The following is a 14,858-nucleotide window of genomic DNA, read 5'->3' on the forward strand; positions in this document are numbered from 1 at the left end:
CCCACCGCACTTCAGGAGAAAGCATGCCTTATCAGTTCGAAGACCTGAAAAAGAGCTGCCAAGATGAATGGCAGGCCTACATCCAGCACAGCTTCTTGCAGCAACTCGGTAATGGGTCGCTCGCGCCCGAGGCGTTCCAACACTACCTGAAGCAGGACTACCTGTTCCTGATCCAGTTTGCCCGTGCCTTTGCCCTGGCTGCCTACAAAAGCCCGACACTGTCAGACCTCCGCCAGGCCAAGGAGGGTTTACAGGCCATCGTGGATGTGGAGTTGGATCTGCACATCAGCTACTGCAAGGAATGGGGAATTTCTGAACAAGAGCTTGCCGATCTGCCAGAGGCCCGCGCCACACTGGCCTACACCCGCTATGTTCTGGATACCGGCAACCGGGGCGATCTGCTGGACCTGCACGTCGCCCTGTCACCCTGCATGGTGGGCTACGGCGAAATCGCCAACTGGCTGAACAGTCGTGCAGAGACTATTCGGGGCGACAGCAATCCCTATGATGCCTGGATCGAGATGTATGAAAGCGACGAGTTTCAGGAGGCCATGCAGGCTGAAATTGGCTGGCTCAATGAGCGTTTGGCCGACGTCTCCCCTGGCCGTTTCAGAGAATTGACCCGGATTTTCAGCGATGCCACACGTCTCGAGATCGATTTCTGGAAGATGGGCCTGGACCAAAGCGACTGATTCGTCGGCTCGGCTCAGGAATAAAGACTCGGCGCAATAAATCAGGCCTGGCTGACAACCCCGTCGCCAGGAACACTAGTTCGCATCTCTACTCGGTCACCCGCAGTCCGCGCAAGTTGATTTCTACGCGATCTCTGCCTTTGGACTTGGCCCGATAGAGAGCGTCGTCGGCTTCCGAAACCAGCTTGTCAAAGGTGGCGTGGTGCCACTCTGCAACACCGATCGATACTGTCATGCCCACACGTTGATCATCGACAGCGATAATTACCTCTCGAACACATTCCAACACCTTTTCACTGAGCATCAAAAGATCTACATGATCGGAATCCGGCACGATGATCATGAATTCTTCCCCACCCCACCGTCCAAAACGATCAATAGACCGAAGGGAAGGTGCAATCGCCCTGACAAATGCCTTTAGGCATTCGTCGCCAACGGCATGTCCATACTGGTCGTTGACCCGTTTAAAATGATCGATATCCATCAGCATGACGCTAAAGGGACGGCCAGATCGTTCGCTACGCTTCGCCTCTTCCTCTCCCAGCACTCTCATTCGCCTTCGATTAGGGATACCAGTGAGTTCATCAGTCAGTGCAAGGGTCTGTAGTTGTTGATTAGCATCAAATAATTCCTGCGTGCGTTGCCGGACTCTCTCCTCCAGGGCCTGGTTCAGGTGCTGGACCCTTACCAGAGCTTTTTTGAGCTCGCCAGACTTTCGGCGGTTCTGGTCGACGAACGCGGCCACGTATAGTAGCAACACGGTGAAAACGATAATGAACTCTTGAGCGAATAAAGCGCTGAGATCCTGTTTCTCACTAACAAAAGGGCCAACTCCCGAAGCAGTGGCGAGAGCTACGAAAAGCGCCACAGCTGTAGCCAGGGGGAAACCCGCGAGCGGTCCAAAACGGACAGCAACCCATGCCGGAACTACAGCCACTGCCAATGGGGACAGTGCCAGGTAATTTTCTGAGGAAAAGTCAAACACGAAGATCAGGTAACAGACTAAGAGGCCGGCTATCGAGGCGGCGACAAGTTCCATACGTACATGCCAGTTGCTGTTAACCACTTGCTTCAAAAGGCCCGAACTCAAAATCATGTGCAGAAAAGGCGTCAAGATGATCAACCCTGTCGCATCCCCTACCCACCAAAGCCGCCACAACGTGAGAAATGGAGTGTCTCTTTCAAGCAGGAAAGAATAGATCGATGCGCCGCCCAGTGCGGCGAGCGGCGACGCTATGAGAAAGACGGTAACCAGGAAGAGACTCAGGTCCTTGGGCTCACTCCAATCGAGACTTCGATCGAGAAACCACCGAATCAGGCTGGCCGCCAGCACGCACTCGGCGATGTTGATGGCGCCGAACAGCAACGCGTGGAACAGAGAAAATACCGAGATATCGGCTGCAATTTCTGCGGCCAAAACAACGAGAAACAGTGACCACCAACGGCTCCTCGGCTGAACCAGCAGCGCCGCGAGCAATACAGAGTTCGGTGGCCAGAGCACTACTATGCCGCTATCCAGAGCAACGTAGTGAACTCCAATCCAGGCACCCAGATAGTAAAGCAGGCCCACAACAAGCGGAAATAAGACTGGTTGACGAGAAACGTTCAAGGCCTGAGTCTCTGTTACCGTCCGTGCTTGATGGGTTAGAAAAGCCAAATCGTCCCTGCAAGGCTCTTTGTTCGATTGGTGCGAAAGGTCGAGCCCCCACACCTATACTTTATCCCAACTGACCCTCTTCGCAAGAAAACACGTCTAAATTAGCTACATGCAGAATTGCAAAAGGCGAACCGATCTACAGGGATCAGCTCGCAGATTCTTGCTCTTCACGCAGCTTCGCCCGCACTTTCATCAACACCTTCCCGTACCGGTTTTCACCCCGCCGATCCCCGCCACAACCCCAAAAATAATCGAAGTTGCTGTTCTCAACGATTTTCGTGTCGCCGGTATCCAGTAAAGCCTCCGCCAACTTGGGGTGGGTCCGGCAGCGAACGTAGATCCCTCTGGTCATAACGGTTTCGCGCACCTGCTTCCAGTCCCGCCGCAGGCTCTTGTGGCGTTTGCGCCCAAGCTTACCTGCCTTGGCCGGCGTATCGGCGTTGCGCACCTTTTCCTGGCGGTTGTCATCAGTGAATTTCATGCCTTGGAAATAGTGTTCCACGGTTGGCCAGATCTTGCCTTCCAACTCGAAACTGTAGGGGGCATGGGTGCCCAGCGGGTTGTCCGGGTCGGTTCGCGACATGAACAGGTCGTTCTCGCCGTTGTCATCGGGGAAGAGAGACATTGGTACAATCCTTTAACAATAAGTGGTCCTGCAATATCTGCAGTATCAACGAGTCTGCGCCAGGGGTCACGCCAATAAACCTGCTCCTCTTGCAAGACTAGAGATCCTGCAGATATCCAACACCAAGCTGTGCGATCTGCCCCTGAATCCAGACCACTCGCTCCCGCACATAAGTGGACGGTGCGTTGACACGCAAAACCTTCGGATTTGGAAGCACGGCCGCGAGCAGCGCTGCCTGGTACTCAGTGAGGTGACGGGCAGGCTTATCGAAGTAGGCCTGACTTGCCGCTTCGACCCCATAGATACCGGGTCCGAACTCAGCAACGTTCAGGTAAACTTCCAGTATGCGCTGCTTGGGCCAGAGGCCGTCTATGACAACGGCCAAACCTGCCTCAACAGCGTTGCGGACGAAACTGCGCCCGTTCCACAGGAACAGGTTTTTAGCCGTTTGCTGGGTGATGGTGCTGGCCCCTCGAAGCCCCTCGCCCGCCCTGTACTCCGAGAGGGCTTGGCGTATAGCCTCAAAATCCACGCCCGCGTGATGCGGGAAGCGTTGATCCTCGCTGGCAACCACTGCCAGCGGCATCCAGGCAGAGATCTCATTTATGGGCACCCATTCGTGAGCGAGGGATCTGTTCGCGCTTTGAACCTGATACCCCAGCATGAAGGCCGAGGTGGGTGGATTTACGAACCGGAACATCAGCACCACCAACAGGACCAGCACGATAGCGCCAGCGCTTAGCAGCAAAAACCATCGCAAAAGCTTGCTACCACCTGATGCTCTGGACATACGTTCAAATCCTCATCTCTCTACGAGCCAGTTCCCTCGCCATAATTGACCAATGGGACACACAGCGCGCAAACTGCTGATAGTGATTCTGCGAGAGCGTGTGCCACTACCATGCCTGAAAAAGTAAAAACCCGGATTCTCTTTCATTCCAGACGCCTGAATATATACCTGGTCCGATATCCAGAAGGGCACAAGGTAGGGCCGCACGTGGACATGGTTTCCGAGGGCCGGCTTTACAAACTCAATTGCGTTCTGGCCAAGCCCAAGGCGGGCGGCGAATTCATTTGCGAGAAGAACATCTTCAACCTTCTTGGAAGAGTGTACCTCTTTCGCCCGGACCTGTATCAGCATCGGGTATCGAAGATCGAGCGCGGAAATCGATGGCTACTGAGCTTTGCGTTGACTTCCGGCCTCCATAACTCCAGCAGGACAGTGCCATGATGTATTTTGCCCATGAAATGAGCCGCGCAGCGCTGATGCCCTTGCGTATGATGACAGACACACAGAGCAAATTGCTCAGGCATCCTCTCAGCCCCCTGTCCCGCTTGCCGGGCGCTCGCAGTATTGCCTCAGCCTATGGTGTATTTGGCGATTTGACCCGACGCTACCCGAAACCGGCGTTCAATCTGCATTCAACGGTGTGCGATGGCGAGGAAGTAGACGTCAGTGAAGTCATTGTCCAGCGAAAACCCTTTGCCCAGCTCAAGCACTTCCAGCGCAGTGTATCGCGACCTGATGACCCGAAACTCCTGATCGTCGCCCCTTTGTCCGGACACTTTGCCTCGCTGCTGCGGGGTACCGTCAAGGAAATGCTGCCAGATCACGACGTCTACATTACCGACTGGCGCGATGCCTGCCGGGTCCCATTGTCCGCTGGAGATTTTGGACTAGACGAGTATATCGACTACGTCATCGATTTTATTGAACAGCTTGGGCCTGATACCCATGTATTGGCGGTTTGCCAGCCTGTCGTGCCGGTGCTCGCGGCCACCGCCCTCATGGCCGAGGATAAAAACCCGGCGACACCGCGCTCACTAGCCCTAATGAGCGGCCCCATCGACGGACGTATTGATCCCACCGCTCCCTGCGAACTGGCCACCAAACATAACCTCGCCTGGTTCCGACGCAACCTGGTGCACCCGGTACCCGCGCCCTACCCGGGCGCCATGCGCAAGGTTTATCCAGGGTTTCTGCAACTGTCCGGATTCGTGAGCATGAACTTCGACCGGCACGTTGACGCCTACCGGGGCCTGTTCAAGTCCATGCGAGACAGAGAAGTCGACAAGATCAGACGTCATCGTGAATTCTACGACGAATATCTCGCGGTCATGGATCTACCGGCCACCTTTTACTTGGACACGATCCAGCGTGTCTTTCAGGAATTCCACCTTGCCCGCGGTTGCTTCACGCACCGGGGCAGGAAGGTGAACCCCGCCGCTATCGAGAAGACGGCGCTGATGACGATCGAAGGCGAGAAGGACGACATTTCCAGCCCCGGACAAACGCGGGCCGCTCACGACCTCTGCGTGAGTATTCCCGATGCCAAGCGCCTGCACCACCTCCAGGAAGGGGTTGGCCACTACGGCGTCTTCAACGGCAGTCAATGGCGCGAATCCATTGCGCCTCGCCTCAAGACATTCATTAGCCAAGCGTGACAGGCGTCACATTTTCTTGTCGCCACTCAGGTGCTCTGCTAGCTTAAATGAGGTGATGAATAATAAGGAATAACAATCAGAGCGGGCCACCGCTCCAGGGAGGATGTCATGCAGGACCTCGAGGGCAAGGTCGCCCTGGTAACCGGAGCCTCACGAGGCATCGGTCGTCACATCGCACTGCAACTTGCTCAACGCGGCGCTGACGTCGCCATCAACTACCGCTCCCGCCAGTCCGAAGGCGACGAAGTTGCCAGGGAAATCGAGGCAACTGGCGTCCGGGCACTGTCCTTCAAAGCAGACCTTTCCAAGATGCCGGAAGCGCGCAGCCTGGTCCGTCAGGTTCATGATCAGTGGGGCCGCATAGACATTCTGGTGAACAACGCCGGCATCACCAAAGACAAGTCCATGAAGAAGCTTACTGACGATGACTGGAACGACGTCCTGGATACCAACCTGGGCAGCGTCTACGCCACCTGCTCGGAAGTGTTGAAAATAATGATGGACCAGAAGTACGGCCGTATCATCAACATCACATCGTTCGTCGGGCAGGCCGGCAACTTCGGGCAGGCCAATTACGCAGCCAGCAAGGGCGGCATTATCGCCTTTACCAAGACCCTCGCGCTCGAAATGGCCAAATACAACATCACCGTCAATGCCATTGCCCCGGGCTTCACCGAAACCGAAATGCTCGCCGAGGTTCCGGAGAATATCCGGGAGCAGATCATTGCCCGGGTTCCGATGGGGCGTTTCGGCAAACCGGAGGAAATTGCCCGCGCCGTGGTTTTCCTGGCCGCAGAGGGGGATTACATCACTGGCCAGCAGATCAATGTGAACGGCGGCGTCTACATGTGACACGAACAAAGCAGAAGGCGAGAAAATGGCTGATAAACCAATAAAAAAGCAAACAACGCCTGACTTCGAACCCAATGTGGTAAGCCGCTCTCTGGCACGAGTAGGTATTCATGGTGGCCGTCTGCTCAAGCGCTCTGTCATGCGCCGATTACGCGGTGGCCCGCCGAACCCCGCCAGCGTGAGTAGCATGGCCAGGCCCTTCGTTACCCTGACTGGCAAGCTTGCAACCCAACCCGACACACTTCTATTCGCGCAGATGCGACTGCTCAAGGACACCAGTCTGTTCTGGTCCGGCCTTCTCGCCAGCGGTATTGGCAAGAAACCTTTGACCGTAGCAGAACCAGAGCCTGGCGACGGTCGGTTCCGTGACCAGGCCTGGAACGACGTCATCGCCTTCAACGCCCTCAAGCAGGCCTATCTATTAACAACACGCTGGGTAATGGACACCATTGATGATGTCCGGGACATGGACGATCACGAGAGACGGAAAGTCCGCTTTTTCACCAGCCAGATGACCGATGCCCTCGCTCCCAGCAACTTCGTTCTGAGCAATCCGGAAGTGTTGCGAACTACTGTAAAGACACGCGGTAAAAACCTGCTGCGTGGACTGGCGAACCTGTTACGTGATCTGGACGAGGGAAAGGGCCCGATGCCGTTTCGCATGTCCGACCCGGACGCCTTTGAGGTGGGCGACAATCTGGCCAACACACCCGGCGACGTGGTGTTCCAGAACGATCTGATGCAACTCATCCAATACCGGCCTACCACCGAAACTGTACATCGTCGGCCTCTGTTGGTGATTCCGCCCTGGATCAACAAGTACTACATCCTCGATCTTGGCGAGAAAAAATCCTTCATCCGCTATTGGGTAGAGAAGGGACACACTGTGTTTGTGGTTTCCTGGGTCAATCCCGGCCCAGAGCTGGCGCACAAGACCTTTGAAGACTACATGCTCGAAGGTCCGGTCGCCGCCATGGATGCTATTGAGCAGGCAACGGGTGAGCGCGAAGTCAACACCGTGGGTTACTGCATCGGCGGCACCCTGCTGGGTTGCACGCTCGGTTGGCTGGCCGCTCGTGGCGACGACCGGGTCAAAAGCGCGACGTTTCTCAACAGCATGATGGATTTCTCAGATGTTGGCGATCTCGAAGTCTTCATCGACGAGGATTCTATTGCGAAAATAGAAAAGGCTATGAACAAACAGGGCTATCTTGAAGGCGCCTCCATGGCAACGGCCTTCAACATGCTTCGGGCCAACAGTCTGATATGGTCGTTCTTCGTCAACAACTACCTCCTGGGTCGTGACGCTGCGCCCTTTGATCTCCTTTACTGGAACTCGGATGCCACGCGCATGCCTGCGGCCATGCACAGTTTTTACCTGCGCAATATGTATCTGAACAATCGGCTGCGTGAGCCCGGCGGCATTGCCCTGGCGGGCACGCCAATCGACTTGAGAAAGGTGAAGATTCCAAGCTATTTCGCATCCGCCATTGAAGACCACATAGCGCCGTGGGTTTCCTGCTACAAAGGCGCGCGCAACCTGGGCGGGCCACTGCGTTTTGTACTCGGCGGTTCGGGACATATTGCCGGAATCATCAATCCACCCGAGAAGAAAAAGTACGGTTATCGCCTGAACGAAGACAACCCAGCAAACCCGGATGAATGGTTGGAAGGTGCCGAGCAGTTTGAAGGTTCCTGGTGGCCCGATTGGGTGGCGTGGGCGGAACAATTCGGTGGCGGCGAAGTGCAAGCCCGCACTCCGGGAGAGAGAAATCTGCCAGTCATCGAGCCGGCTCCAGGTTCCTATTTGCGGAATGAGCCGGCACCTCCCACGCCAGCAGTCAGGAAGCGACAACCATCACCGCGCAAAAAAAACGGCATCCGGCAAGCAAAAATCCCGGGTAGCCGAAAAAGTCAGCCAGTGAAATGGCTGAGCAATCGAGAACATGAGATAACAAGTTTGCGGAGAAAGTTTGCGGTGAGGCCCCCAGGGGCCTCTCGGGAAAGCCAAACAGATCGGCAGTTACCGTGCCAGATACCTGAAACGCAATACATGCTGGTATTTGTCGATGTATTTCTGATTGATGTCAGCGATCACCTCTGATTGCCGCAGATCATCGAAGCATTGGTCGAATGCAGCGGCAAGGTCAGGGTTCCGAAAAACCATTTTGTGCGGCGCAGGGTTGAATATAGGTGCAAATCGGAAGGTATCAGACTGAGAGGGCCAATTCTCACCACGACGCTTCTCGAGAAATATTCTTCGATTGACCTCAGCTACCACAAATCCATCAGCCAGAATCGCATCGACCCGCCCCATGAAGAGTAGCCGCGAGTGAATAGTCTGATCGGCAATCTCTGTAAGAGAGGCGAATTCCGGGACATTGTTGCTGATCCCCAGAACATCAACACCCTGACGGAAAGTCACCACGTTAAGCCCGGCCAGATCCTTGATACGCTCAATCGGCCCGACACGCGAATGGTTATAGAAGGCTCCGTTCTGATACCAGATGTAGGCAGATGTGGAGTACCCGGGAAGACGCCAGTGCAGAGGCACAGTCATGATGGCATCGAAGTCCTGACGTTCCCGGTAAGTACGCGCATGCCGCTCGTAGGGCTGCATAACGAATTGGGCACTGAAGCCGCACTCCTCGAACGTCGCCAGAACCAGCTCTATATCACGCCCTTCGAGATTTGGCTCGGCTGCGCCCGGGATTTCGGGCGCGAGTACTTTCAGCCTCTTTATTGACTCGGCGAGCCCGGACTGGGGCAAACCAAATATAAAAAGCAAGATCCACGAGACCAACGTTGATGTCTTCAACTGCGGCACTCTCCCCCGGGCCCAGAGAAGTTCAGTTTTTGAACAATATCGCTAACCGTCAGAACAGGCAACCGACTATGGCAAAACGCCTGCGAACCGGGCCGCCCTTCAGCCTAGCAAACACTCCTTGGCCTCATTGATGCGCGCCGCCAGATAATTGCTGCCACCATGATCCGGATGCAGCTTCTGCATCATCCGTCGATGGGCCTTGATAATCTCTTCGCGGCTCGCGCCGGGCTCCAGCCCCAGGATATCCAGCGCTTCGCTTTCGGTCAGAGGACCTCCAGCATTGCCATTTCCGCTTGACTCCGTGCCTTCGGAGGCAGTCTCATCATCCTGTCGCCAGGAATCACCGAACCGGCGGTCCAGATAACTTTCCAAGAGCCGGGCCGAGTCTTCGTCCTGCGCCCGGCAATAGCGCAGCAGTTCCAGGAACTCGCTCTCGCTCAAATCTGACAAATCACGGCCCTCCATGGGCCCTTTTATGATTCTGCCACTCATGTTTCCGGAATCGTGGTCCAGGGTCATCTCCAGGATGTCACTGGACACGTGAGATTGATTGCCGGATTTGGCTTGAGCTCCGCCAGCCATACCACCCAGTCCACCGCGCAATAGTGAGGGCAGCAATCGACGCAAGAGCGGATAAAGAAACGCCAACCCCGCGAACACAAAATGCAGGCGACCGGTTGCGGCGAGAACGACCACGATCCCGATACCGACCAACAAAGCGAGTTTGAGAATGGCGGCATTACGTTGGCTGGCTGGCTGATTGCGCAACCACATCCAGGCAACAACCGCGACCACGATGGCAACAAGAGTTAACGGCACTCAGATACCCCGGGCTCACCGGCCCTCGAATGGATTTCCAGAAGCACTATCGGATCTGTTTTGTCAGGCGCTTCACTTCCGGGGAACTGCGGCTGGAAAAGTCCTGCAGAGCCTTGGCTCCCCCGGAAGCATAGACCGCGACCGCCGCCATAAGATCCTTCAGAACCTGCGGGCTGCTCCGATCAAAGGGCGCGTATGCGCCGCCGGAGAGCTTGCTCACCTGCTGGAAAACCGCCCTGGCGTGGGCGTCACTGCCTTCATGAAACATAAATACCGGCGTGCGCAGCATGCCCAATTCCCCGGAGGTATGGCAGAGCTCGTCTACCGGTTCCTCGCAGCAATCGCCGATAAACACCACCGCCTTGACGGGGTTTGTGCGAGTCTCTTTCACCGCGTGGCCCAGCACCCGGCTGATCTGGGTTCGGCCACCGAGGCAGGACACGCCGTTCATCAGATTCAGCAGTTGCCCCGTCTCGGTCACAAAACCCGTAGCCTTGAATTCACCGAAGCCACGATAGTAGCAAAGCTGAATGGCTAGACCGCCCAGATCCCGGGTTGCCATAAACAGTTCGCTCTGCAGATGGCAAGCCTGATCCCAGGTTGCCTCCCGGCTTGCGGTTGCGTCCAGTGCAAAAATCAGACGCCCCTGGCCGCCACCCTGTTTAGGCAGCGAGCGAACCTCGTTAATAAACTGATCGATCGCCTGTTTGTCGGATCGGATTCGTAAATCTTTATCGGCCATGGGCTCCTGAAAATCGCAGCGATTGCAGAATCTGACGCTAAAATAGTAGGGCATAGATTGCTCAATTCACAGGTTTGGCAAGAGGCGGGGCATCGTGGATGCAGAGCGTTGGTACCGAATCAGGAACCTGGCCAGACTCCGTTTTTGCCTTCTGGCGCCGTTCCTTGTTGCCATCCTCGCAATACCCTGCAAGGCGCAGGCCTCAAACTCTTTTTATCTGCTCTATCGCCAGTGGCAAGCTTACGATTGGCCAGAGGATCTGCCATCTGGCAACGAGGTGACCCGCTCGCAGCGCGGCCTGGGCTGGCAACAGCAGAACTCTGCGAGCACCTTTGGCATCGATTACGATTACCAGCCACTGAGAATCCGCACAGGCGAACCGGCCCACAACGGGCACCTCCATCGGTTGACCTTCGGTGGCGATTGGCAGCATCGGCTTTACCGCGTGGAAGCACGGGCCGGCGTTGCCGGCACTTCCAACATGTTCAAGCACCGGGACTTTCACAGTGACGTGTTGAACGGCCGCATCGCAGTGTTCCGGGCAATGGATGAAACAAGCCCATTGAGCATCGGGATCGGCGGCGACCATCGCTTCGGGTCCTTCCGCTGGCTTCCCAGAATTCGCTGGCAACACAGCAACGAAAACGGGTATTGGCTGCTCGACCTGCCGGTTTTACTAAAATGGCAACCCCCCGAGCAGCGCTGGGAGTTTCGGGTGGAACGAAACGGGGACCGTTGGGCGACGCTTGACCAAACCAGGGAAGTGGAAAGCGCTCTGTATTTGCGGGAGTGGAGAACGGAACTTGAATACCGGGCCTACGACGGGCGCAGGGCTTGGCCGGCGGTGATTCTTGGCGTCGGCGCCAGCGTCGATACCCGTGTCCGGCACAAAGACCTGAACACGGGCACGGTGGATCTGAAACTGGGTGACGCCCTGCTCGCCAGCCTCAGGCTGGATTGGTAACCGGGGCATTAATGCCCGCGAGCAGGCAAACGCCGGCGCTCAACCCGCCAGCGCAGACCTCACCTTCTTGCTCAAATGCCCCATCTCTACCCGGCCAAGTACCTGGGGCTTCAGTTCGTTCATCACTTTGCCCATGTCCTGCATCCCTTGGGCATCGGTTGAACTGATGGCCATTCGGATCAAACCATCCAGATCATCTTCGCTCAGGGCCGCGGGCATGAACTCTTCAATGATCACCATTTCGGCGCGCTCTTTGTCACCCAGTTCCTCGCGGCCGGCGTCATCATACTGACTCGCGGCATCGCGGCGCTGTTTGAGCATCTTGTCGAGCACCTTCAGAACATCTTCATCGTTGAGCTCGCGGCGTTCATCAATCTCGATCTGCTTTACGGCAGACTGGGCCATGCGCAAGGTAACCAGACGGGTTTTATCCTTGTTGCGCATTGCCTCCTTTACCGCGTTGTTCAGTTGTTCCTTCAGAGTTGGTGCCGTCATTTCCGATCTCCTATTGTTTGGGACTTAACGTTTATGGGGACGATTCCGGAATAATACAAAGGGTATGCATTCCATGAAGTCCGCTGCACTGTAGAATGCAGATAACCTTTCGTTTCCGAATCTACGCACCGTGATCATTAAGCTATGAAACTCAACCCGTTTAATACCCGCATCGGTCTGGCTCTGGGAGGTGGCGCTGCCAAGGGCATTGCGCACATAGGTGTGCTCAAAGCCTTCGAGGAAGAGCAAATCAGGATTCACTGTATTTCGGGCACAAGCGCCGGCGCCCTCATCGCGAGCTACTACGCTTTTGGCCGCCCGGCGGAGTCCATCCTTTCCATCTGCTCAACCCTGAACCTCTCGAAAATCATCAACTTTACCTTCGAGCGCGGCGGGCTTTTCAGCACCAATACCGTTCGCGAGATGATCCATCGGGATCTCGGGGATGTCCGGATCGAAGACGCCAAGATTCCACTGGCCATCTGCGCAACGGATATCGAAACCGGCGAACAGTTGATCTTCCGGGAGGGCAACCTGGCAGACGTTGTGTGCGCCTCAATGGCGGTACCCGGCCTGTTTGTACCGGTAGAGATCGATGGGAAAACACTGGTGGACGGCGGGCTGGTAGAAAATGTGCCGATTTCACCACTGGCGAAAATGGGCGCCGGCATCACTGTAGCGGTTGATCTCAGCCATGTGAGCCGATACCCGAAGCCGGATAACACCTTCGATGTGATCACCAACGCCATCAATATTGGCATCGATTTCAACACCCGCAAGCAACTCAAGAATGCCGATATAGCCGTGCCTCTGGACCTGAGCAGCTATAGCCTCACCAATAACGCAGACCGTGTTGAGGAGCTGTACCTGGAGGGCTATCACCCCATGAAGAAAAAGATCCGCCAGGTTCTCTGGTACAAGCGAATGCACGTTGCCATCAGCCTTCTGAAGACAACCCGTACGTTGATGCCCTTCAAGGTTCCCGAGATTCTCAAGGAGCTCAAACGCCACGGCTTTGCCGTACGCAATCGGCATTAGCCCAACAATCACCTTCCGCGGTGAACCAAAACGCTTTTTGAAGCCTACTCTTCACACCCGATCATTTTTCGATGCGAACGGAGCTTGCGCATGATTACCGTCCACCACCTGAATAATTCCCGCTCACAACGCGTTCTCTGGATGCTGGAAGAGCTGGGTGTGCCCTATGAGATCAAGCATTACCAGCGTGATCCCAAAACCATGCTGGCGCCCGAAAGCCTGAAGAAGGTTCACCCGCTGGGCAAATCCCCGGTGATTACCGACGGCGATCTGGTGGTGGCCGAATCCGGCGCCATTATTGAATACCTGGCCTACACCTACGGCAAAGACACCATGCTGCCCGAGAGCGGCGGCCAGACCTGGCTCGACTACACCTACTGGCTGCACTATGCCGAGGGCTCACTGATGCCCCCTCTGGTCATGCGCCTGGTGTTTGAAAAGGTCAAAACCAGTCCGATGCCGTTCTTTATCAAACCGGTCGCCAAGGGCATTTCAGATAAAACCAATGAAACCTTCATCGGCCCGATGATCAAGACCCATCTGGACTTTGTGGAAGGCCACCTCGCGAAGAACACGTGGTTCCTGGGTGACAAACTGAGCGCTGCAGATATCCAGATGAGCTTCCCGCTTGAAGCCTCGGTAGCCAGGGGCATTGTCGGTAAGAACCGGCCTCACATCACCGGCTGGGTGAAACGGGTTCACGCCAGGCCGGCTTATCAGAAAGCACTTGAGAAAGGCGGTGACTACGACTTTGCCTGAAGAGGCAGCACAGTCATGTCGAAACTATTCACACACTGGCGCGCATCGGAGTGAGCTCGTCAATGGGTTTGAGCCGCGCGTTACTTTTTCAGGCTGATCTGCTTTGAACCTGTGGAAGAAACTTGTCCGCTCTGGCCCTTGCCGACATATTCGACAGACCCGCCCGCTTTCAAAAAGGCGGCAGTCTGTTCCTCAATTTCGGCGGAGGTCAGGGTAGCTTTCTCGTTTTTCTTGCTCATGTTGGTATCCAGGTCAAGGTGGCTTGTTTTACAGCATAAGCCTCTCATTATACCCGATGTGGCTAAAAATTGTTCGCTTCCTAAAGGCCGCGTTCCTGGCGCGCCTCTGCCAGGCTGCCCTTGTTTTCCACATTCGTATAGCCCGCGCGTTCAAGTGCCGCCTTCGCCTTGCCTGCCCTGTTACCACTGCGGCAATAAAGATTGATCTCGGTGTCTTTGTCCGGGAACCTCTCGGTGACCTGCGCAACGATCCGGGTGTGCGGAATCAACGGGTCGCCATCAATGTGGCTTTGCCGATGCTCGGCCTCGGTGCGGACATCAATCCACACGGCGTTCGCATGGGCTACTATCGGCGATAGGACCAGTGACAACAGGATTAGCACCGTTTTTACTAAACCAGACACTCTCATTTCTATCTTGCTCCCTGTATTCATTTCAGACTTTCAGCAACAATCTATACGGTGAAACAGAACGGAGGAGTTCATTGCATGGAAACCGCTGACATCTTGCTGGCGCTGCTGTTCGGCTGCATCGGCTTCGGGTATTTCATGTATGGCCGGCGCAGGAAAAACATCGTCACCCGATACTGCGGCATTGCCATGATCATCTATCCTTATCTGGCCAGTAGCGCATGGGAAATGCTGGCCGTAGGGGTCGTACTCATGGTTGTGCCGAGGTTTGTCGAACTCTGAAGTTCGAGGCTT

Annotated in this window: 18 protein-coding genes; 9 read left to right on the plus strand and 9 right to left on the minus strand. The window is 55.6% G+C overall.

Annotated features, from left to right (window positions below; all coding sequences use genetic code 11):
* Positions 1 to 23: 23 nt before the first annotated feature.
* Complete coding sequence (gene tenA, locus SIC15_RS15085) at positions 24 to 692, plus strand: thiaminase II (RefSeq protein ID WP_412536329.1); 669 nt, start codon at positions 24 to 26, stop codon at positions 690 to 692.
* A gap of 88 nt (positions 693 to 780) precedes the next feature.
* On the opposite strand, the gene SIC15_RS15090 is transcribed toward tenA, so the two are convergent.
* The 3 genes from SIC15_RS15090 to mtgA form a co-directional block, all read right to left on the minus strand.
* A complete protein-coding gene (locus SIC15_RS15090; RefSeq protein ID WP_412536330.1) occupies positions 781 to 2,301 on the minus strand; it encodes a diguanylate cyclase in 1,521 nt (506 codons plus the stop codon).
* A 193-nt stretch (positions 2,302 to 2,494) separates the two neighbouring features.
* Positions 2,495 to 2,974 carry an NADAR family protein gene (locus SIC15_RS15095; protein ID WP_412536331.1) on the minus strand — a complete coding sequence of 160 codons (480 nt, stop codon included), beginning with the start codon at positions 2,972 to 2,974 and terminating at the stop codon, positions 2,495 to 2,497.
* Positions 2,975 to 3,071: 97 nt separating this feature from the next.
* Positions 3,072 to 3,764 (minus strand): monofunctional biosynthetic peptidoglycan transglycosylase, encoded by a 693-nt coding sequence (gene mtgA, locus SIC15_RS15100; protein ID WP_412536332.1) that lies wholly within the window; start codon positions 3,762 to 3,764, stop codon positions 3,072 to 3,074.
* Between the two features lie 111 nt (positions 3,765 to 3,875).
* On the opposite strand from mtgA, the gene SIC15_RS15105 reads away from it, so the two are divergent.
* The 4 genes from SIC15_RS15105 to SIC15_RS15120 all read left to right on the plus strand — a co-directional run bounded on the left by SIC15_RS15105 (position 3,876) and on the right by SIC15_RS15120 (position 8,375).
* On the plus strand, positions 3,876 to 4,205 hold the full coding sequence (locus tag SIC15_RS15105) for a 2OG-Fe(II) oxygenase (protein ID WP_136630557.1): 330 nt from the start codon (positions 3,876 to 3,878) through the stop codon (positions 4,203 to 4,205).
* Positions 4,202 to 5,419 (plus strand): polyhydroxyalkanoate depolymerase, encoded by a 1,218-nt coding sequence (locus tag SIC15_RS15110; RefSeq protein WP_412536333.1) that lies wholly within the window; start codon positions 4,202 to 4,204, stop codon positions 5,417 to 5,419. The genes SIC15_RS15105 and SIC15_RS15110 overlap by 4 nt, the downstream gene beginning before the upstream one ends.
* 108 nt (positions 5,420 to 5,527) lie before the next feature.
* Positions 5,528 to 6,271, plus strand: coding sequence for a 3-oxoacyl-[acyl-carrier-protein] reductase (gene fabG / locus SIC15_RS15115; protein WP_412536334.1), 744 nt, complete (start codon positions 5,528 to 5,530; stop codon positions 6,269 to 6,271).
* 25 nt (positions 6,272 to 6,296) lie between these two features.
* Positions 6,297 to 8,375: a PHA/PHB synthase family protein gene (locus SIC15_RS15120; protein ID WP_412536335.1), complete on the plus strand. Its 2,079-nt coding sequence runs from the start codon at positions 6,297 to 6,299 to the stop codon at positions 8,373 to 8,375.
* Here the strand turns inward: SIC15_RS15120 and SIC15_RS15125 are convergent.
* The 3 genes from SIC15_RS15125 to SIC15_RS15135 all read right to left on the minus strand — a co-directional run bounded on the left by SIC15_RS15125 (position 8,295) and on the right by SIC15_RS15135 (position 10,659).
* The gene (locus SIC15_RS15125) at positions 8,295 to 9,089 is read right to left on the minus strand and encodes an amino acid ABC transporter substrate-binding protein (protein ID WP_412536336.1); all 795 of its coding nucleotides are present in this window, start codon (positions 9,087 to 9,089) and stop codon (positions 8,295 to 8,297) included. The two genes, SIC15_RS15120 and SIC15_RS15125, sit on opposite strands and share 81 nt — an antisense overlap.
* Positions 9,090 to 9,197: 108 nt before the next feature.
* Positions 9,198 to 9,917, minus strand: coding sequence for a DnaJ domain-containing protein (locus SIC15_RS15130; protein ID WP_412536337.1), 720 nt, complete (start codon positions 9,915 to 9,917; stop codon positions 9,198 to 9,200).
* Positions 9,918 to 9,963: 46 nt separating this feature from the next.
* Positions 9,964 to 10,659: a VWA domain-containing protein gene (locus tag SIC15_RS15135; RefSeq protein ID WP_412536338.1), complete on the minus strand. Its 696-nt coding sequence runs from the start codon at positions 10,657 to 10,659 to the stop codon at positions 9,964 to 9,966.
* Positions 10,660 to 10,753: 94 nt separating this feature from the next.
* On the opposite strand from SIC15_RS15135, the gene SIC15_RS15140 reads away from it, so the two are divergent.
* Entirely contained in the window at positions 10,754 to 11,623 is an 870-nt protein-coding gene (locus SIC15_RS15140) for a hypothetical protein (protein WP_412536339.1), read from the plus strand.
* A gap of 39 nt (positions 11,624 to 11,662) precedes the next feature.
* Here SIC15_RS15140 and SIC15_RS15145 read toward each other — a convergent pair whose 3' ends face one another.
* A complete protein-coding gene (locus SIC15_RS15145) occupies positions 11,663 to 12,118 on the minus strand; it encodes a GatB/YqeY domain-containing protein (protein WP_069184333.1) in 456 nt (151 codons plus the stop codon).
* A gap of 144 nt (positions 12,119 to 12,262) precedes the next feature.
* Here SIC15_RS15145 and SIC15_RS15150 point away from each other — a divergent pair, with 144 nt between their 5' ends.
* Positions 12,263 to 13,156 carry a patatin-like phospholipase family protein gene (locus tag SIC15_RS15150; RefSeq protein ID WP_412536340.1) on the plus strand — a complete coding sequence of 298 codons (894 nt, stop codon included), beginning with the start codon at positions 12,263 to 12,265 and terminating at the stop codon, positions 13,154 to 13,156.
* Between the two features lie 90 nt (positions 13,157 to 13,246).
* A complete protein-coding gene (locus SIC15_RS15155; RefSeq protein WP_412536341.1) occupies positions 13,247 to 13,915 on the plus strand; it encodes a glutathione S-transferase family protein in 669 nt (222 codons plus the stop codon).
* An 80-nt stretch (positions 13,916 to 13,995) separates the two neighbouring features.
* Here the strand turns inward: SIC15_RS15155 and SIC15_RS15160 are convergent, their stop codons facing one another.
* On the minus strand, positions 13,996 to 14,154 hold the full coding sequence (locus SIC15_RS15160) for a hypothetical protein (RefSeq protein ID WP_167352711.1): 159 nt from the start codon (positions 14,152 to 14,154) through the stop codon (positions 13,996 to 13,998).
* 80 nt (positions 14,155 to 14,234) lie between these two features.
* Positions 14,235 to 14,525, minus strand: a complete 291-nt coding sequence (locus SIC15_RS15165) for a rhodanese-like domain-containing protein (RefSeq protein WP_412536342.1) — start codon at positions 14,523 to 14,525, stop codon at positions 14,235 to 14,237.
* A 117-nt stretch (positions 14,526 to 14,642) separates the two neighbouring features.
* Here SIC15_RS15165 and SIC15_RS15170 point away from each other — a divergent pair, with 117 nt between their 5' ends.
* On the plus strand, positions 14,643 to 14,846 hold the full coding sequence (locus SIC15_RS15170) for a hypothetical protein (RefSeq protein ID WP_209400488.1): 204 nt from the start codon (positions 14,643 to 14,645) through the stop codon (positions 14,844 to 14,846).
* Positions 14,847 to 14,858 lie beyond the last annotated feature (12 nt).

The sequence above is a fragment of the Marinobacter sp. MIT932201 genome (assembly GCF_047123295.1).
Classification (GTDB): Bacteria; Pseudomonadota; Gammaproteobacteria; order Pseudomonadales; family Oleiphilaceae; genus Marinobacter; species Marinobacter salsuginis.